Genomic DNA, 16950 nt, shown 5'->3' on the forward strand with positions numbered 1-16950 from the left:
GCACCGGAGTCCCCGGTGCCGCCGCCACCCGGGTTCAGGGGATACGGGGCGCCAGGCCACCGCCGGCTGAGGCCGTCTTCAAGCCGACGAGATCATGGACACCGGGGAGCGTCTCCCGCGCCGCCTGCGCGACCCGCTGAGCTGACGAAGGCCGCCACCTCCTCCAGCAGCTCCGGATCCACCGGGCGGGCGTACTGCTCGCGGTAGGTGCTGCGGGAGGCCGGGCCGGGATCGCGGCGCAGGAGATGCGTGAGGTCGGGGAAGCGGCGCGTCTCCACCGGCCCCGGGACCAGGTCGTCGATCACGTCGAGGTCGTCCACGTCGACGTGGAGGTCCTTGTCCCCGATGATCGCCAGCACCGGCACGTGGATCGCCGCGAGATCCTTCTTCGGGTCGTGGACGAGCCACTCGCGGAAGGCCCGCGACACGGGGACGCCGTAGATCCGCGGCGCGCCCGACTTGACCCTGGCGAACAGCCGCCGCGCCTGGTCCTCCGGCGTACGGCCGAACAGCCGCAGGGCCAGCCTGATCGGCCGCGGCAGGTCGTCCTTGCCCCAGCGCGCCGCGCCCCACAGGTAGACCTCCTCCCCTGTCTGGGCGGTGCAGCCGAGCAGGACGGCGGAAGCGGCCCCCGCGTGGGCCGCCAGCCAGGCGGCCTGCTGCGCGCCCTCGCTGTAGCCGATCGCGCCCACCGTGCTCACCCCCGGCAGGTCCGCCACCGCCCGCAGGACCGTGGCGGCGTCCTGGCGGTAGCGGGCGAGCGGGACCGTACGCCCCCCGCCCGGGGTCCGGCCGGTGCCGCGCGGGTCGAACCGGTAGGAGATGACCCCTTTCGCGGCCAGCGCCTCGGCCATGGGCCGGCCGAGGCCGAGCCGGTTGCCGCCCCTGTCGGCCTCCCTGTCCAGCCCCATGGGCCAGGTGAGCACCATGGCGGGATGCGGCCCGTCGCCATCCGGAACGGCCAGCGTGCCTGAGATGGCCACCCCGTCGTCGGCCGTCACCGCCATCTCGATCTCGCGCACGTGGTCCTCCCGTGGTGCCGCTGACCTGCCCTTCCATTGTTTCACCGAAGAACTGATGGGTGATTTCGCCTGGCTTCAGCCGGTGACGGCCGCCCGAACCCGGCCTCGCCGCCGGCCCTCTACCCGACCAGCCGCGCCGCCGAGCATCAGGCCGAGCCGCGCGAGGCACGGCAGCCCGCCCAGGCGGCTACCAGGTGATCTGGGGACTCTCGCGGCCGCCGCTCCAGACACCTGTTCCCGCGGGCCGCCACCGCTCCCGGACGTTGATCGTGGCCCCGGTCCGCGGCACTCCGCTCATGGTCGTGACACATGCCACGACGCCGCCGCCCGCGGGCACGGAACGGCTCGGGCAGACGAAATGCCGCGAGACGACGCGCTCGGCGACGCTGTCGTACAGCTGGACGTGGATGTCGGAGACGACCGAGGCGGAACCCCGGATCCGGCCCTTGAGCCGAATGCTGTCGCCCGCCACGGCGATGCACGGTGACATCTCCACGTTCGTGCCCGGCCCGGCCGAGATCCAGGGGCGGCACTGCCAGTCGTACTGCTTCGACGGAGCCGACGGGCCGTCCCCCGGGTCACCGCTCACGAGCGTCGTGTCCTTGGGATCCGGCTTGGGATCCGGCTCAGGCTCGGGATCCGGCTCCGGCTCCTTGGCGGGCTGCTTCTTCTCCGCGGTCACCCGCTGCTCGCGTTCCGCCGTCTGCTCGGTACGCTCACGCGGCTGCCGGTCGTGCTGTTCGTCCTGTTCCTGCTCCTGTTGCGACTTCCCCGGCTTCGCCTCCGGCGGGGTCACTCCCGGCGAGGGCGGGGTGGTGACCGGGGCGGCCACCTCGGGGGTGACGACCGGCTTCTTCGCGGTGTCCCCGGCCTGGGCCGCCGCCGTCGCGCCCGGCGATCGCCACGGCGCCACGAAGGTGAGCGCCGTCCCGCTCACCACCAGGGCAGCGGCGACGGCCGCGACCACCGCCAGCCGCCGCCGGGGCGGCCTGCGCCGGGCGGAGGCCAGAGTTCCGTCCTCGACGGCGCCGGGCCGCGACCCCGCACCCCCCGAACCCGGCCCTCCCGGCAAGCCACCCGGAACCGGAGAGCCCGGGGATGCGGGGACACCCGGCACACCCGGGGAACCCGGGGATGCGGGAAAGCCCGGCGCCCCCGGAGTGCCCGGGGATGCTGGGAAGCCCGGCATCCCCGGAGAACCGAGCGCTCCTGGAGAGCCCGGCACTTCCGGTGTCACCGGCAGTCCGGGGTGGAGGTTCGGGGCGGGGAGGGGTTCGGAGGTGACGGACGGCGGCTCCTGCCTGGCGACGGCGGGCAGGGCGGGCAGTCCCGCCAGGGCGGGCACCGCCGACCGCAGCGCCCTGGCCACCTCCGCCGCCGGCGGCCGTACGGCGGGGTCCTTCGCCACGCAGGCCGAGACGATGGCCCACACGGCGTCCGACATCCCCGGCAACCGCCGCGGGGTCGCGCTCGCATGCTGCTTGAGCAGCGCCATCGGATGCTCGCCGACGAACGGCGGGCGTCCGGCGACCAGCTCGTAGAGGATCAGCCCGACGGCGTAGACGTCCACCGCGGGCGTGGGGGTGCCGCCGTCGGCCACCTCCGGCGCGAGGTAGGTGGGCGTGCCGATGACCGACGTCGTCTGGGTCAGCCCGGGGCCGTGGACGATGCGCGCCACGCCGAAGTCCGTCAGCCGCGCCTGCCCGGTGGCGCCGTCGATCAGCACGTTCCCCGGCTTGACGTCACGGTGCACGACGTCGAGGGCGTGGGCGGCCGCCAGAGCGTCGGCGACCTGCGCCATCAGCTCGGCCGCCGCCGACTGGGGCAGCGTGCCCGACCGTTGGAGCACGGAGCGCAGGTCCCCGCCCTCGACGAGGTCCATGACGAGCGCCAGCCGTTCACCCTCGATGACGAAGTCACGCACCGGGACGATGTGGGGGTGGCGCAGCGCCCGCATCACGTTGCGCTCCTGGACGAAGCGCAGGACCAGGTCCTGGTCGGCGGCGTGACCGTCGCGCAGCAGCTTGACCGCCACGATCTGCCCGGTGTCGCGGCTGCGCGCCCGCCAGACCGTCCCCATCCCGCCGGCGCCGATCTCGTCCAGCAGGACGTACTGGCTCCCCAGAGACTCCTCGGACCCGCCCGTCGCCATGTGCTCGCCTTTCCCCTCCAACAAATCCAGATCACCATAGTCACGTACATCCGGGTCAGAAAGATCACCGCATGGCGGGCGATCTCGACCGGAACGGCTACGGCGCCCCGGACCTGCGGGGAGTCCAGGCGGACCGAGCGGAGCGAGCGAGCCGGGCGGGCCGAGCGGGCCGGGCGGGCGCGCACAGGGCAGGCCGAGCGGGCCGGAGCCGAGCGGGCCGAGCAGATCGGGCGGGCGGGGCAGATCGGGCGGGCGGGGGCGGTTTGCCGGTGTCAGGGCCGGGCCATGCCGGGGACCACGATCAGCGAGTCCGGCGGCAGCTCGAAGAGCTCCTTTCCGCCAGCCGACACCTTGCCGGCGGTGGAGACGACGTAGCCGTCCTCGCTCGGGCCGAGCGGTTGGCCGGCGAGCCGGTACCGCGTCAGCTCCTTGCCGTCCAGCCCGAACTCGATCATCGTGTTGGTCGCGAACGCGAGGGCGTAGATCCGGTCCCCGTACACCTCGATCGTGGGCCCGCCGTCCTCGGTGACCAGCTCGGCGTCGCCGGCGTCCAGCGTGACCGGCCGGCCGCCCACCGTGAGCTCCACGCGCGTGGCGCGCTTGCCGTACTGGCTCTCGGCGAAGAGCACCAGCTCGCCCCGAGCCAGCCCGACGGGCTCGAAGCCGCTGGGCACCTCGGGCCGGGTGACCCGGCCGGTGGTCAGGTCGAACAGGAAGTAGGCGCCGACCTTGCCGCTGGCGTGGCCGGCCAGCAGGAGCGTGCGGGAGTCGGCCGACCACGCCCACGGGGTGACGGCCTCCCCCTGACCCGCCTGAGGGCCGTGGTAGACCGTGCTTCCGCTCAGGTCCTTGAGCTGGAAGCCGCTCGGGGTGGGCATGCCCAGCCAGCGGCCGTCGGGCGACAGGGTGAGGTTGCCCGGAGGTGGCGCGGTCTGCTCGCCCAGCAGGACCTGCCGTCCGTCGGTGAGCGTCAGGTACGTCGGGCACCCGTACATGCACGCGGTGTGGATGCTCCGCCCCACGCCGGACGGCTGCGCGGCCACGGACACCTCCGGGGAGGCCGGCCGGACGAACCACAGGCCGCCCACAACGGCGAGGACGGCCGCCACCGCCGCCACCGCGACGGCCGCCCGCCGCCGCCTCATGACGGCCAGGGCCCTGGCCGAGTCGGCGTAGTCACCCGCCTCCTGCTCCAGCGTGCGGTAGGCGGCCCGCAAGGCCTCGTCACTCATGTCCGACCTCCAGCAGTTCGGGCGCGAGTTGCCGCAGCCGCTTGAGCGCGTCGTGGGTGTGGCGCTTGACCGTTCCCACGGAGCAGCCGAGCTGCCTGGCGATCTCCGCCTCCGACAGGTCCTCGTAGAAGCGCAGGTAGAGAACCGCACGTTGCTTCGCTCCCAGCCTGGCCAGCGCGCGCGCCAGCATGACCTTGCTGTCGGTGCCGCCCGACGGGTCGGGCTGGACGGTCTCCGGCACCTCGGAGGTGGAGAAGAAGGCGAGCCTGCGCGGTCGCCGCCAGCTCCTGAGCTGGTTCAGCATGATCGTGCGGATGTAGGCCTCGGGATTGCCGCTCTCGGCGATCCTGCGCCAGCGGGCCGCCGCCTTCACCAGGGTGTCCTGGAGCAGGTCGGCCGCGGCGTGATGGTCGCCGGTGAGCAGAAAGGCGGTCCGCGACAACGACGGGCCGCGGGCGGCCACGAACTCCTGAAAGCCTCTCACATCAGCTACAACCCATCGGGGACGGTTCACGGTTGAGTCATCAGCGGAATCAGTCCGGCTCTGGATCAGCTTCGCGCCTCGGCCACATCTTGTGGGGTACGTTGTCCGGCTTCGCCATGCCTGTTACTCGACGGAACCTAGATTGGCTTCCATGCGCATACGGATAGGCCTGGTCGGGGCAGGCCAACGCGCTGCGGAAGTGCACGCGCCCGCGCTCGCCGCGTGCGCAGGGGTGGAGTTCGCCGGGGTCTGGTCGCCGTCCCCGCTCCCCCGGATCGAACTGGCCGACCGGCACCGGGTGCGGGCGTTCGACAGCTTCCACGACCTGCTGGACAGCTGCGACGCCGTCGCGCTCGCGGTGCCGCCCGCCGTCCAGGTCGAGTTCGCCGCCCACGCCGCGGAGGCGGGCAAGGCGCTGCTCCTGGAGAAGCCGGTCGCCGCGGACATCGCCGGCGCGGAGGACCTGGTCATGGCGGTCGATCGGGCCGGGGTCGTCTCGCAGCTCGCGCTGCCCTGGCGCCACGCGCCCGCGATCCAGCGCTTCCTGGCGGCGGCCGGGCGGACCCGGCCGGTGGGCGGCAGCGGCCGTGCCGTCTCGAGGACGCAGGCCGGCGGGTCACCGGCGAGCCCGTGGCGGCTCGGACGCAGCGTCCTGCGCGAACTCGGCCCTGACCTCGTCGATCTGCTCGACGCCGCGCTGGGGAAGGTGGTCGGCGTGCGCGCGCAGGGCGACCCGTCCGGCTGGCTCGGCGTGCTGATGGAGCACCAGGGCGGGCGGTTCAGCCAGGCATCCCTGTACGGCAAGGCAGCGGTCGACCGGCCGCGCGCCGACATCGAGATCTACGGGCCCGGCGGCACCGCCTCCGTCGACGGCGTGGCCGCGACGGACAGCGAGGCGTACGAGGCCATGTACGGAAGCTTCGCCGCGTGCGTCGAGCGCGGCACGCCGCCTCCCACGGACGTCCGGCACGGCCTGCGCCTGCAGCAGGTGATCGAGTCGGCGGAGGACGACCTGATCCGCGGCGGGCCGTCCGCGACCGCGCAATGAGATTCCAGCATCCGAACGCCATGACGAGGACATCGCATGATCACCAAGGACACCGTCGACCGTCTCATCCGCTTCGACAGCGGCGGCCTGCCGGTTCTCTCGCTGTACGTGACCGTGGGCCTTGACGGCTCCGACATCGTCCGTACCCGGTTGAACAGCCTCATCGCCCAGGTCCGCCCGCTCGCCGACGACCAGACGCTCGATCGGCGGGCTCGCCTCTCGCTCCGGCAGGACATGGAGCGCATCATGGACATCTCAGCGCTCGGGCAGGGCACGACCGGCTCCGTCGCGGTGTTCGCCTGCAGCGACGCGGGACTGCTCGAGACCGTGCCCCTGCCGCGCAAGGTGCGTGACCGGGTCGTGGTGGACCAGACCCCGTACGTCCGTCCCATGCTCGCGGTCCTCGACGAGTACCACCGCTGCTGCGTCCTGATCATCGACAGGGAGGCCGCCCGCGCGTGGGAGCTGTACCAGGAGGAGATCCACGAGATCGGCAAGGTGCGCGGGCGCGTGCTGCGCAAGCCGGACTACGCCGGCTGGGCCGGCTACGCCGAGTACCGGGTCCGCAACAAGGCCGACGACCTCGCCAAACGCCACTACCGCCAGACCGTGAACCTGCTGGACGAGCTGTTCCGCACCGAGAGCTACGACCTGCTGATCGTCGGCGGCCAGAGCGACGACGTCACCGTCTTCCTGGACTTCCTGCCGCATCACCTGCGCTCGAAGGTCGCGGCGGTCTTCACCGTCGACGTGAGCAAGGCGACGGTCGAGGACATCCGCGAGAACGGCGAGCGCATCCTCGCCGACTACGAGCGTGAGGATGAGATCCGCCGGGTGCAGGAGGTGTTCGAGAGGGCCGCCACGGGCGGCAACGCCGCGATCACGATCGACGACTGCCTGTGGGGCGGCACCGTCGCCGCGGTCGACTACCTGCTCGTTCAGGACGGCGCCGAGGTGCCCGGGGTGGTCTGCGAGAAATCCGGCTGGCTGGCCCGCTCCGGCGAGACCTGCCCGCTCTGCGGCGGTCCCACGCGGCGGTCTCCCGACGTCCTCGAAGATCTGGCCGAAACGGTCATCGACGAAGGCGGTTCCGTCGAGCACGTCACCGCCGACACCCGACTCAAGAACCACACCGCGGCCGCCGCCCTCCGCTTCCCCCTCCCGCCGAGGCCATGAGGACGGCCGGCCTGAGTGGCCGGCGCGGGTTGTTTCAGCGTGGTGGGACCGCGCCGATCAGTCGTCTGACCGCCTCGAGGTCGCCGGTCACCGTGAGCCCGCCGTCCTCGAGCGCCGCGGCCAGCGGGCGTTCGTGGCTCAGAACCGACTGCAGCGTGACGTGGTCGCTGTCCAGGCGGACGTCCGCCGGGCCGGAGACCTCGCCGCGCGCGACGGCGACCAGCTCACCGTCGCGGACCTCGACACGGTAGACGTCGCGTTCCAGCGCGATCCGGTACGTCGCGGTCCACGGCGCGTCCGGCTGCGGCACGAAGAAGGCGCGCAGGCCGAGCAGGACGGTGTCCGCGCTGATCTCCCCGCTCAGCGGCACGACCGGGGAGCGCATGCCCCAGGTGCGCAGCGCCGCGAAGACCGGCTCCAGCTCGGCGCCCCATTCGGTGAGTTCGTACGTCCTGCTGGCCGCGGGAGGTGGCAGCGTACGCCGGCGCAGGACGCCGACCGCCTCCAGATCGCGCAGCCGCTGGGCGAGCACGCTGGGGCCGATCCCCGGCAGGGCGGCCTGCAGGTCGGCGTAGCGACGCGGTCCGAGGCGCAGCTCGCGCACCACCAGCAGCGCCCAGCGCTCCCCGATCATGTCGAGCGCGTGGGCGATCGGGCACGCCTGCCCGTACGTCCGCTTCCCCGTCATCGCCACCTCACCACAAATTGACTATGAAAAGAGTAGCAGCAACTACGGTTTTCGAAGTAGCGTGATGGTGATGGATTCGCCCGACGCAGGAGGCCCACCATGCCCGACAGCCGGCCGTCTCAGGCCACACCGGAGAAAACGGTGCACGTCAACGGCGTCGACCTGGCCGTCCAGGCCTTCGGCGACCCGGCCGGTCCCCCGATCCTGCTCATCTCGGGCGCGGAGGCGTCCATGGACTGGTGGGACGACGACTTCACCGCCCGCCTCGCCGCAGCCGGCCGATACGTGATCCGCTACGACACCCGCGACACCGGCCGCTCCACGACGTTCCCCGTCGGGGCGCCGCCGTACACGCAGGCCGACCTCATCACTGACGCGCTCGGCGTGCTCGACGCGTACGGCCTGGCCGCGGCACACATCGTGGGGATCTCGATGGGCGGCGGCATCGCGCAGCGGCTCGGCGTCGAGCACCCCGGACGGGTGCTGTCCCTCACCTTGATGTCCACCAGCCCCGGCGGGCCCGGCGGTCCCGACCGTCCCGACCTGCCGCCGATGAGCGCGGCGCTGGCCGCCATGTTCGAGGAGCCGGCCCCCGGCCCCGACTGGTCCGACCGCGACGCCGTCATCGCCTACTTCCTCGCCGCCGAACACGCCTTCTCCGGCACCATCCCGGTCGACGAGGACCGGATACGGCGCGTCGCCGGGCGCGCGTTCGACCGCAGCCCGGTCCCGGCCGCGGCGTCGAACCACTGGACGATCGAGGGCGGCGAACCGATCCGCCCCCGCCTCGGCGAGATCACCGCGCCCACCCTGGTCCTGCACGGCACCGACGACCCGCTCTTCCCGTACGGCCATGCCGAGGCGCTGGCCCGCGAGATCCCCGGCGCCTCGCTGATCCCGCTGCCCGGCATGGGCCACCAGATGCCGCCCGCCCAGGTGTGGGACACGGTCATCACGGCGATCGTCAAGCACACCGAACCCGCCACGCGCTGACCGGCCCCGGGCGGCCGGGCCGCCCGGGGCCGCCGCGCCGGTCCGGACCGATGGGCCATTCGGGACCGCCGGGCCGTTCCAGACCGCAGTGCCGTTCCGGACCGCCTGGCCGTTCCGGACCGGCGTGCCCCGTGACCGCGGTCGACCGTGCGGCGGCTCCGCGGTGGCGCCGGTGAGCGGAACGGCCGTCCATCGAGGCGATCAGGTCGGGGGTGCTCAGCCGGCGTACGCCAGCGCCAGGGAGGCCACCACCGGCGCCACGTACATCAGCGGGAACGCCACGTGCGAGAACGACCGCGCCCGCACCACGGTCACGACCGCTCCCGTGAAGTACAGCACCAGGCCGATCCCCGCCATGACCCCGATGACCGGCACGAACAGCCCGACCAGCAGGCCCACCGCCCCCGCGGCCTTGGCCGCGCCGAGCCAGGGCCACCACGCGCGCGGAACGCCGTAGTCGGCCAGGGGCTGCACCACCCACGTGGCCCGAAAGAAGATCGACCCGGCCGAGAAGCCGACCATGGCGGCGGCCAGGACGGTGACGACGACGTAGGTGGTGAACATCTGACATGCTCCTCATCGGGGGCCGCCGAAGGCTCGCTCCGGCCGGGGTCTTGCGTCTTCACTGTGTCGACCCGGCCCGGCACGCGAGTGTGACAGGACGCCGGAAAATTTCTTCAGCGGGGCGTGACATTCCCAGGGGCACCACGCCGACCTGCGGTCTCCCGCTCGCCGGCACATGGCGACCGGCCTTCACGGATCGCGCACCACGACCCTCCGGCGCCCCGAAGCGCAGGGACTTCGGGCCGCCCGCTCGCCTCGTGCCCGCCCATCGGGCGGAACCTCGCGTTTCCCCGGATCTGGCGGCAACCGGCGCCGTAGGCTCGCTGACCATGACCACTGTGGACGAACACGGCCGCCCGGAGCCGCTCCTCACCGGCGACGAGACCGCCACACTCCTGGGTTTCCTCGACTACCAGCGCGCCACGCTGGCCTGGAAGTGCTCAGGCCTCGACTCCGCCGGCCTGAGCGCGACGGTCGGCGCCTCCTCGATGACCCTCGGCGGGCTGCTGAAGCACCTGGCCTACGTCGAGGACGACTGGTGTTCCCGATGGCTGCACGGACGCGACCGGCAACCCCCCTGGGACACGGTGGACTGGACGGCCGCCCCCGACTGGGACTGGCATTCGGCCGCCGAGGACACCCCCGAGCAGCTTCACGCGCTCTGGCAGGACGCGGTGGCCCGCTCCCGTGCCCTGGTCGCGCAGGCGCTGGCCGACGGCGGGCTGGAGCAGCCGGCCCGCCGTACCTGGCCGGACGGCCGGGCGCCCAGCCTCCGTTGGATCCTGGTCCACCTGATCGAGGAGTACGCCCGGCACAACGGCCACGCCGACCTCCTCCGCGAGTCAGTGGACGGCCTGACCGGCGAGTAGGTCACGCCTGGATCCCTTGGGCCGGCCCGGTAGCGTCGCGGGCCATGCGCTCGTCCACGGCCGAGATCCGGCGTCTGTTCCTCCACGCCGGCCACTTCCAGTTCTACCTTCAGGACACCGAAACGTACGGCGACGCCATCGAGGACGGTGACGACGACGGAGATCCCTGGACCGAGGAAGCCTCGCAGTCGCTGAGAATCGGGGTGGAGACCGCTTCGATCGCCGTGGGCACGGCCCGCGAGGACTGGGTCCTGATGACGCTCCGCATGCATGGGTCGCCGCCGCCGGCCGGGCCGTTCGACGAAGCCGATCACGTGGTGGAGGCCGACCTCGACCTGCCGACCGGGCGGCTCAGCGTCTTCGGGTGCGACCAGGAAGCGGGGACCGCAGACGTGATCGCCCTCTCGCCGAGCAGGTACCGGGCGCGCATCTCGTACCTGCCGACCGGGATCGTCCACCCGGACACCGACGACGCCGAGCAGGGCGACCACCTCGAGTACCGCGTCGAGATGTGGGCAACCGCGGAAGAACGCGGCATCCACGTCCTGAAGCAGGGGCCTGATCCCTGGTCCGGGTGACCCTCGCAGGGGTACCGGGCCGGTGGTGACCAGGAGCCCGCCCGAGGTCACCGGCCCGTCCGCTCCCCGCCATCGGTGACGGCGAGATCGGCTGGATGCGCGCGGAGAGGGTAGAGACCTTCTCCTCCCTCCAAGGCCGGAGCTCGGCCGTTCCGAAGGAGAGGCGATGAAGACCATCGACGACGACATGCGACTGATCGTGGACAGCGCGCGGTTGTCCTTCGTGGCCACCGTGTGCCCCGACGGCTCGCCCAATCTCTCGCCCAAGGGGTCGATGCGGGTGTACGACGACGAGCACATCGCCTTCATGGACATCGCGTCCCCGAACACGGTCGCCAACCTCGAACGCGACCCCCGTATCGAGATCAACTCGATCGACGTCTTCCGCAGGCGGGGCTACCGGTTCAAGGGCACCGCGGAGTTCCGCGAGCCGGGCGACCCCGTGTACGAGTGGCTGCACACCTGGCTGCTCGACCTGAACGGCCCCGGCTACCCCGCCCATCGCGTGATCCTGGTGCACGTGGAGAGGGCGCTGCCGATCCTGTCCCCCGCTTACACCTTCGGCGGCGCCGACGAGAGCGATCTCCGGCAGGCGTGGGCGCGGACGTACCTCGCCGACCTGGAAGCGGAACGATGAGCGACCAGGAGACCATGACCGCGGCGTACGTCACGCGGCCGGGCCCCGCGGACGAGATACGGGTCGGCCGGCTGCCGGTGCCCGAGCCGGGCTCGTCGGAGGTCCTGGTGAAGGTGCTGGCGCTCGCCGTCAACCACGTCGACACCTTCGTCCGCTCCGGCGCCTACCGGACACGCCTGCCGTACCCGTTCGTCATCGGCCGTGACCTGGTGGGAACCGCGGTCGCGGCGGCGCCGGGGTTCGCCCCCGGCGACCTGGTGTGGTGCAACAGCCTCGGGCTCGACGGTCGCCAGGGATCCTTCTCCGAGTACGCCGTCGTGCCCGCCGACCGGCTCTACCACCTGCCCGGCGGCGTGGATCCGGAGAACGCGGTCGCCTCCCTGCACACCGCGGCCACCGCGTATCTCGGCCTGTTCGAGGAGGCCGGGCTGCGGGTCGGAGAGACGATCGTGGTGACCGGCGCGGGCGGCGGGGTCGGCACGGCCACCGTCCAGCTCGCCGCGGCGGCGGGGGCGCGGGTCATCGCGACCGCGCGCGAGGAGGACTTCGACTGGTGCCGGCGGTGCGGCGCCGACGAGGTCGTCGACTACCACGACCCCAACATGTACCCGGAGATCGCCAAACTCGCCCCCGACGGCGTGGACGTGTTCTGGGACAACGCCGGCCGGCACCACCTGGAGCAGACCGTCCCCCTGCTCGCCCTCGGCGGCCGGATGGTCATCCTGGCCGGTCTTCGCGCCGCCCCCGTGCTCCCCGTGGGGCAGCTCTACACGCGCAACGCCAGCCTGCGCGGCTTCGTCATCAGCAACGCCGGCGTGGCCGAACTCGCCGCGGCGGCCACGGCGATCAACCATCTCCTGGCCCGGGGCACCCTGGTGTCCAGGATCGGAATGCGGCTGCCGCTCACCGAGGCCGCCCGCTCCCACCGCCTCCAGGAGGGCGCCGAGCCGCACCGCCTTCGCGGACGCATCGTCGTCCTCCCATGACGGGGGCCCCGGTGGTGTCTCGCGTGTCAGGACCTCGACCTGATCGTGGTCGTCAGGCCTTCCCGTTGGCGGCGCACCAGCCCGCCCACGTGGTGGCGCCCTTGCCCAGCTGCTTGTTGTAGAAGGAGGTCCACGAGTTCTCGCTCGGGCCGGGCGCGGTGGGAGCGGCCTTGAAGAGCGGGTGGCCGGCGTCGACCTCCGCACGCAGCCACGGCTCGATGTCGAGGTAGGACGGCAGCGACCAGCTGCGGGCATGGTAGGTGAGCTGCCCGCGGACGTCGGTCTCCGGCATGCACATGAACGGCGCCCACGGGCTCGTCCTGGACCAGCTGATCTTGGTCTTCATCGCACCCTTGGGGACGGTGCCCGCAATCGTGCGAGCCGCGACCTCGCGGTCGTCGACGTAGAAGTCGAACATCTCCTGTGCCGCGTAGACGCCGTTCACCAGGCCGAACGGCTCGCCCAACGTGTGCCCGAAGTCCGCGCGCACCGGGATGTCGCTGGTCCACACGGTCTCGTCGTGCACCTGCCGCAGGGGCGGGCCGACGTACGAGGAGGTGACGTTGAACGGGCCGAAGTTCACCGCGTCGTTGTTGATGGGGACGACGGGGTAGGTCCGGAGGTCGACCGGGTTCTTCCACTCCCGCACGATCTTCGTGGGGTCGGCGGGGTCGGTGTAGAAGACGATCTCGCGGGAGAGCTGGTAGAGCTGCGTGGTGCCGGGCACCCGGTACAGCCGCCGGATGTTGTAGCCCTCGATGTTGAACAGTTTCTGGCCGTGGCGCAGCTGCGGGTCGTAGGCGTTGCCCTCGATGTTGGCGTACACGGCTCCCGAGATCCGGAAGACCATGTCCCGCCCGTCCGGCCGCCCGTTGGTCTGCAAGGACAGCAGCCCGCTCTTGTCGGTGACCGTCCGGTAGACCGGCCCCGGCGATGTCGGATCATCCGTCGCCTCGTCCGCCGCCGCGCCCGGAACGGCGACGCACACCAACAACCGGGGAGGGCTGCGGACAAGGTCAAACCACGACGCTTCAACAAGAGTGCTCCTGCGATACAGAGGGGTGACAGGGACGGTTGTGATCATTCCAGCCGACGAGACCCGGCCTCAACCGTCCGCCGCCCTGCTCCATGCTTCCCGGCTTTCCGGCTTCCCCACATGGAGGAATCTTGCGACAATTCCGCGACAGAACGCGCAGGTACGGGAGGCCGGGGTGTCGAACAGCGTGCTGACCCACGCATTCCACGTGGACGTCGCCCCGGAGAAGGTGTTCGAGCACCTCACGACCCCGGAGAGCTACATCGGCCTGTCGCCCCTCGTGGTCGCCGTCAGGGATGTGGACCGGTCGGAGCCCGGCGTGATCCGGTACACGGCCGTCGAGCGCTTCCGGTTCCTCGGGATCTTCACGCACGACAACCCGATCACCGTGGCCCTCCACACCGACGGCCTGTCCGTCCACGGTGAGGTGCGCAGCCCGGGACGCGTTCACCTGGCCTACCGCTTCGACCTCGAGCCGGACGGCACCGGCACCCGGGTGAGCGACCGCCTCGACCTGACGGCCCCGCGGCTCGTGGCCGGGTTCGCCGCCGGGCAGGCGCGCAAGGTCCAACTCGCCCGCGCCCGGATCCTCGCAGAACGGCTGTCCACCCCTCACGAGGGCACCGCTCGCGACTGACCGGGCGCTGCCGCCGGCCCGACGCCTCAGCCGGCGTCCTCGCTAGCCCGCGACCAGGGACTCGCGCCGCCATGGCGCGGAGCGCGCCTGAAGGTACCAGTCGAGAATCCGCTCGCCGGTCTGGAACTCGACGTCCTCGTGGGCGCCGATGTGCTGGAGAGCCTGCTCGAAGTACTTCAGGCGATGCGGCGCACCCATGATGTACGGGTGCACGACCAGCGCCATGACCCTGGCGGACTCCGCGGAGTCCCTGTAGAGCTGGTCGAACTGGTCGGCCGCCCGCTGGAAGTACTCCCGCGCCGGATGATGCTGGATCAGCCCAGCCAGCCGCGGGGGCGCGCACCGGTCACCGACTCGATCGCCCGCGTGGTGGCCCGGATGTCGGCACGCTCGTCCTCGACCTTCTGCATGTTCCGATCATCCGCAGGTGCGTGGCCGTCGAACCGGCCGCGGCGAACCAGGCGTGGGCGGTGGGCAGGGTGTCACGGCCGGCGGCGGGCAGCGCGAGCAGCTTGCCGAGGATCTTGCGGGCCGGGTCGTCGGCGGTGTTGGGACTGCCGGCGATCAGGGGCCTGCTCGCCGAGTTCTGCCTGGCCACGGGACGCCGCAGATGCGCAGATCAGAGGTTGAACGACATGTTCACAGCCAATGCCACGTGATCTGCGCCCCCTGGGCGGCGTCGGCCAGCCACTGATCGAAGGCGGCCTCTCCCGCGGCCTTCAGCGTGTCGGCGTCCTCCACGGCCTCCTGCCGTTCGAGGATCAAGCCGGTGAGGAAGCGTCCTTCGAAGGGAACCGGTCCGACGCCACCTCCGGCCGGTGCCTCTCGCAGAGGTGAGGGGAGATCGCCGGACCAGGTCCGGGCCTTGGTCAGCTGGAGCTCCCATCGGTCGGCGAGGGAGCCGTGGAGTTCGGCGACGTCGACCTCATCGTCTGACACCACCCAGGCCGCCCTTACCCGCGCGAACCGGTCACGATGCCGCGCCAGATATTCGGGGCCCAGTTCATCACGCATCCGGGTGCGGAACGTGTGGTCCCTGGCGATCGCCGCCATGTGGTCGTGGAACGCCTCGGCGCTCAGACCCATCCGGTCCAGCCACTCCTTCATGGCGTCCCGGCTGGTCAGGTCGCGCCGCCTGCGGAAGCTGTCCGCGGCCGCCTGGATGTCGTCCAGAGTGACCTGCTCCTTGGCGGCGGCGTCGCGCAGGAAGCAGAGCCGCACCAGCTCGTCCTGCGGCGACAGGCCGGGGCGGGTGAGCGAACGGAGCATGAGCATCGCCTCGGAAACGGAGACGTGCGTCCCGTTCACGGTCAGCAGCCGGCTGGCGGCCCAGTGCGTCGAATGATCGACGAGCCAGGACGCGCCGTCGTCCGCCTGGACGCCGATCATGATGGTGCCGCCCGACAGGTCGTCGATCAGCAGGTCGTAGTCGACGAGCGGTGACCCGGGACGCGGGCTGGCCACGAGCTGAGCTCCGAGTGAAGGATGCGCCGCGGCCCAGGCGTCAGCGGTGCGGTGTGCCTCCGCGACTGCGGAACGCCGACGGGTCAGCCCGCGGAGCAGGTTCACGGCGCTTTCCAGCGCTGGGCCGAGGGAGGATTGAGTCACCGCGCGTCCGTTTCTCCGGCCGTGAGCCAATCAGCGATGGCGGTGCTGATGGGCAGGCCGGTGAGATCTTCGATCCAGCCCCACTGGCCGTTGGGGTTGATTTCGAGAAACACGTACTCCCCTTCGGGGGTCAGGATGAGGTCGATCGCCCCGAACGACACACCGAGCGCGGCGACCAGGTCCACGCACCGGCGAGCCACGTCATCGGGCAGGTGATGCACGCTGTGCCGCGCGCGGTCGAAGTCGTAATGACGCCAGTCGTCCCGCGTACGCGGCGAGTCCTGCGAGGCGATCTCGGCGGCGAAGACCTGCCGCCCGACCACCGTGACGCGCAACTCCACCGCCTTGCGAACGTACGGCTGCAAGATGGTCGGCTCATGGGCGATCCGGCTCCGGCCCACGAGATCCCTCCGGTTCACCACGGTGGTGTACACGGTGTGCGCCTCGCCGTCGATCTGGAACGAGGTGTGCTCGACCGGTTTCGTGATCAGCCGACCGTCCGCCCGGTCATAGGCAGGCACCAGCTCGGACGGATCGTTGGTGATCACGGTCGGCGGCACGGCGAAGCCCAGTTCCTGGGCCACGGCCAGGTGGACCAGCTTGTTGTGCGCCCTGCGCAGCACTGGCTCCCGGCCCGGCAGCCATCGCGCGTCCAGCAGGTCCCAGAGGCCGTCGAGGAACCACTCCGAGAGTTCCCCGACGCGATCCCGCAGGTCGGCCGCCGTGACCTGCTCCGCGGCACGCGGGGAGCCGGGGCGCCGGTACCACACCGCCGTCGTCGCGGCGAGGTCGACGACATCCCCGCCTCTGGCCAGGACGAGCCGGGTTCCGTCCGCGTCGAACCGGGCGGTCAGCCGGGCCGCCGGATACTCGCCGGGATCCCACCACAGAACGTCCACGCCCCGGGCTTTCAGCTTGGGCAGGACCATGTGAACCGTGGCGTCGCCGGGTTCACTCAGAATCAGCAGCAACCTTCCCCCTCAACCGCGTGGGAGGGACGCGCTGCCCTCCCACGCGGTGCTATGAGTTACGCGCCGGTCAGGACTAGTAGTCCGAGACCCACCCGTCGGACGGCTGGCCGTTCTCGCCGGCCGTGTGGTAGCAGCGCTCCATCCGCCGGCCGCCGGAAACGAGGCCGAGGTCGACCTCGGCGATCGGCGTCAGCTCGGCGCTCAGATCGTCCAGGTTCACGATCTTCTTATCCATGTTCTTTTCTCCTTCGAACGTGAGTTGTGAGCTT

Annotated in this window: 19 protein-coding genes; 8 read left to right on the forward strand and 11 right to left on the reverse strand. The window is 71.6% G+C overall.

Going from position 1 to position 16950, the window contains the following annotated elements; all coding sequences use genetic code 11:
* Positions 1-92 precede the first annotated feature (92 nt).
* The 4 genes from ACWEVS_RS33470 to ACWEVS_RS33485 all read right to left on the reverse strand — a co-directional run bounded on the left by ACWEVS_RS33470 (position 93) and on the right by ACWEVS_RS33485 (position 4890).
* Complete coding sequence (locus ACWEVS_RS33470) at positions 93-1022, reverse strand: alpha/beta fold hydrolase (RefSeq protein WP_449914307.1); 930 nt, start codon at positions 1020-1022, stop codon at positions 93-95.
* Between the two features lie 187 nt (positions 1023-1209).
* Entirely contained in the window at positions 1210-3198 is a 1989-nt protein-coding gene (locus ACWEVS_RS33475) for a protein kinase domain-containing protein (protein ID WP_452554691.1), read from the reverse strand.
* Positions 3199-3446: 248 nt separating this feature from the next.
* Complete coding sequence (locus tag ACWEVS_RS33480) at positions 3447-4406, reverse strand: hypothetical protein (RefSeq protein ID WP_452554693.1); 960 nt, start codon at positions 4404-4406, stop codon at positions 3447-3449.
* Entirely contained in the window at positions 4399-4890 is a 492-nt protein-coding gene (locus ACWEVS_RS33485; protein WP_354913955.1) for a SigE family RNA polymerase sigma factor, read from the reverse strand. The genes ACWEVS_RS33480 and ACWEVS_RS33485 overlap by 8 nt, the downstream gene beginning before the upstream one ends.
* Positions 4891-5041: 151 nt before the next feature.
* On the opposite strand from ACWEVS_RS33485, the gene ACWEVS_RS33490 reads away from it, so the two are divergent.
* Both ACWEVS_RS33490 and ACWEVS_RS33495 read left to right on the forward strand, forming a co-directional pair.
* Positions 5042-5938 carry a Gfo/Idh/MocA family protein gene (locus ACWEVS_RS33490; protein WP_452417998.1) on the forward strand — a complete coding sequence of 299 codons (897 nt, stop codon included), beginning with the start codon at positions 5042-5044 and terminating at the stop codon, positions 5936-5938.
* Positions 5939-5974: 36 nt separating this feature from the next.
* The gene (locus ACWEVS_RS33495) at positions 5975-7114 is read left to right on the forward strand and encodes a baeRF10 domain-containing protein (RefSeq protein ID WP_452554695.1); all 1140 of its coding nucleotides are present in this window, start codon (positions 5975-5977) and stop codon (positions 7112-7114) included.
* A gap of 34 nt (positions 7115-7148) precedes the next feature.
* On the opposite strand, the gene ACWEVS_RS33500 is transcribed toward ACWEVS_RS33495, so the two are convergent.
* The gene (locus ACWEVS_RS33500; protein WP_452554697.1) at positions 7149-7802 is read right to left on the reverse strand and encodes a winged helix-turn-helix transcriptional regulator; all 654 of its coding nucleotides are present in this window, start codon (positions 7800-7802) and stop codon (positions 7149-7151) included.
* Between the two features lie 99 nt (positions 7803-7901).
* Here ACWEVS_RS33500 and ACWEVS_RS33505 point away from each other — a divergent pair, with 99 nt between their 5' ends.
* The gene (locus ACWEVS_RS33505; RefSeq protein WP_452554699.1) at positions 7902-8795 is read left to right on the forward strand and encodes an alpha/beta fold hydrolase; all 894 of its coding nucleotides are present in this window, start codon (positions 7902-7904) and stop codon (positions 8793-8795) included.
* A 216-nt stretch (positions 8796-9011) separates the two neighbouring features.
* On the opposite strand, the gene ACWEVS_RS33510 is transcribed toward ACWEVS_RS33505, so the two are convergent.
* Entirely contained in the window at positions 9012-9359 is a 348-nt protein-coding gene (locus ACWEVS_RS33510) for a DoxX family protein (protein WP_452418004.1), read from the reverse strand.
* Between the two features lie 329 nt (positions 9360-9688).
* On the opposite strand from ACWEVS_RS33510, the gene ACWEVS_RS33515 reads away from it, so the two are divergent.
* From ACWEVS_RS33515 to ACWEVS_RS33530, 4 genes are all read left to right on the forward strand, one after another.
* Positions 9689-10228 carry a DinB family protein gene (locus ACWEVS_RS33515; protein WP_452554701.1) on the forward strand — a complete coding sequence of 180 codons (540 nt, stop codon included), beginning with the start codon at positions 9689-9691 and terminating at the stop codon, positions 10226-10228.
* A 44-nt stretch (positions 10229-10272) separates the two neighbouring features.
* Entirely contained in the window at positions 10273-10806 is a 534-nt protein-coding gene (locus tag ACWEVS_RS33520) for a hypothetical protein (RefSeq protein ID WP_449914332.1), read from the forward strand.
* A 166-nt stretch (positions 10807-10972) separates the two neighbouring features.
* Positions 10973-11443, forward strand: coding sequence for a pyridoxamine 5'-phosphate oxidase family protein (locus ACWEVS_RS33525; protein WP_354913969.1), 471 nt, complete (start codon positions 10973-10975; stop codon positions 11441-11443).
* Positions 11440-12429 carry an NADPH:quinone reductase gene (locus ACWEVS_RS33530; RefSeq protein ID WP_452554703.1) on the forward strand — a complete coding sequence of 330 codons (990 nt, stop codon included), beginning with the start codon at positions 11440-11442 and terminating at the stop codon, positions 12427-12429. The genes ACWEVS_RS33525 and ACWEVS_RS33530 overlap by 4 nt, the downstream gene beginning before the upstream one ends.
* Positions 12430-12481: 52 nt before the next feature.
* On the opposite strand, the gene ACWEVS_RS33535 is transcribed toward ACWEVS_RS33530, so the two are convergent.
* Positions 12482-13417 (reverse strand): DUF1838 family protein, encoded by a 936-nt coding sequence (locus ACWEVS_RS33535; protein ID WP_452554793.1) that lies wholly within the window; start codon positions 13415-13417, stop codon positions 12482-12484.
* A gap of 235 nt (positions 13418-13652) precedes the next feature.
* Here ACWEVS_RS33535 and ACWEVS_RS33540 point away from each other — a divergent pair, with 235 nt between their 5' ends.
* Positions 13653-14102, forward strand: coding sequence for an SRPBCC family protein (locus ACWEVS_RS33540; protein ID WP_449914339.1), 450 nt, complete (start codon positions 13653-13655; stop codon positions 14100-14102).
* Between the two features lie 42 nt (positions 14103-14144).
* Here ACWEVS_RS33540 and ACWEVS_RS33545 read toward each other — a convergent pair whose 3' ends face one another.
* The 4 genes from ACWEVS_RS33545 to ACWEVS_RS33560 all read right to left on the reverse strand — a co-directional run bounded on the left by ACWEVS_RS33545 (position 14145) and on the right by ACWEVS_RS33560 (position 16916).
* Positions 14145-14327: a hypothetical protein gene (locus ACWEVS_RS33545; RefSeq protein WP_449914340.1), complete on the reverse strand. Its 183-nt coding sequence runs from the start codon at positions 14325-14327 to the stop codon at positions 14145-14147.
* A gap of 414 nt (positions 14328-14741) precedes the next feature.
* Positions 14742-15710 carry a TIGR04500 family putative peptide maturation system protein gene (locus ACWEVS_RS33550; RefSeq protein ID WP_449914342.1) on the reverse strand — a complete coding sequence of 323 codons (969 nt, stop codon included), beginning with the start codon at positions 15708-15710 and terminating at the stop codon, positions 14742-14744.
* The gene (locus ACWEVS_RS33555; protein ID WP_452554705.1) at positions 15707-16681 is read right to left on the reverse strand and encodes an MvdC/MvdD family ATP grasp protein; all 975 of its coding nucleotides are present in this window, start codon (positions 16679-16681) and stop codon (positions 15707-15709) included. Before ACWEVS_RS33555 ends, ACWEVS_RS33550 begins: the two co-directional genes overlap by 4 nt.
* 73 nt (positions 16682-16754) lie before the next feature.
* A complete protein-coding gene (locus tag ACWEVS_RS33560; protein WP_449914347.1) occupies positions 16755-16916 on the reverse strand; it encodes a hypothetical protein in 162 nt (53 codons plus the stop codon).
* Positions 16917-16950 lie beyond the last annotated feature (34 nt).

The sequence above is a fragment of the Nonomuraea sp. NPDC003754 genome, assembly GCF_053605785.1.

What these genes read in the sequence shown, in the direction of transcription:
- ACWEVS_RS33480 (WP_452554693.1), bottom strand. Translation starts at nt 4,406, where the DNA reads ATGAGTGACGAGGCCTTGCGGGCCGCCTACCGCACGCTGGAGCAGGAG.
- ACWEVS_RS33490 (WP_452417998.1), top strand. Translation starts at nt 5,042, where the DNA reads ATGCGCATACGGATAGGCCTGGTCGGGGCAGGCCAACGCGCTGCGGAA.
- ACWEVS_RS33495 (WP_452554695.1), top strand. Translation starts at nt 5,975, where the DNA reads ATGATCACCAAGGACACCGTCGACCGTCTCATCCGCTTCGACAGCGGC.
- ACWEVS_RS33500 (WP_452554697.1), bottom strand. Translation starts at nt 7,802, where the DNA reads ATGACGGGGAAGCGGACGTACGGGCAGGCGTGCCCGATCGCCCACGCG.
- ACWEVS_RS33505 (WP_452554699.1), top strand. Translation starts at nt 7,902, where the DNA reads ATGCCCGACAGCCGGCCGTCTCAGGCCACACCGGAGAAAACGGTGCAC.
- ACWEVS_RS33510 (WP_452418004.1), bottom strand. Translation starts at nt 9,359, where the DNA reads ATGTTCACCACCTACGTCGTCGTCACCGTCCTGGCCGCCGCCATGGTC.
- ACWEVS_RS33515 (WP_452554701.1), top strand. Translation starts at nt 9,689, where the DNA reads ATGACCACTGTGGACGAACACGGCCGCCCGGAGCCGCTCCTCACCGGC.
- ACWEVS_RS33520 (WP_449914332.1), top strand. Translation starts at nt 10,273, where the DNA reads ATGCGCTCGTCCACGGCCGAGATCCGGCGTCTGTTCCTCCACGCCGGC.
- ACWEVS_RS33525 (WP_354913969.1), top strand. Translation starts at nt 10,973, where the DNA reads ATGAAGACCATCGACGACGACATGCGACTGATCGTGGACAGCGCGCGG.
- ACWEVS_RS33530 (WP_452554703.1), top strand. Translation starts at nt 11,440, where the DNA reads ATGAGCGACCAGGAGACCATGACCGCGGCGTACGTCACGCGGCCGGGC.
- ACWEVS_RS33545 (WP_449914340.1), bottom strand. Translation starts at nt 14,327, where the DNA reads ATGGCGCTGGTCGTGCACCCGTACATCATGGGTGCGCCGCATCGCCTG.
- ACWEVS_RS33560 (WP_449914347.1), bottom strand. Translation starts at nt 16,916, where the DNA reads ATGGATAAGAAGATCGTGAACCTGGACGATCTGAGCGCCGAGCTGACG.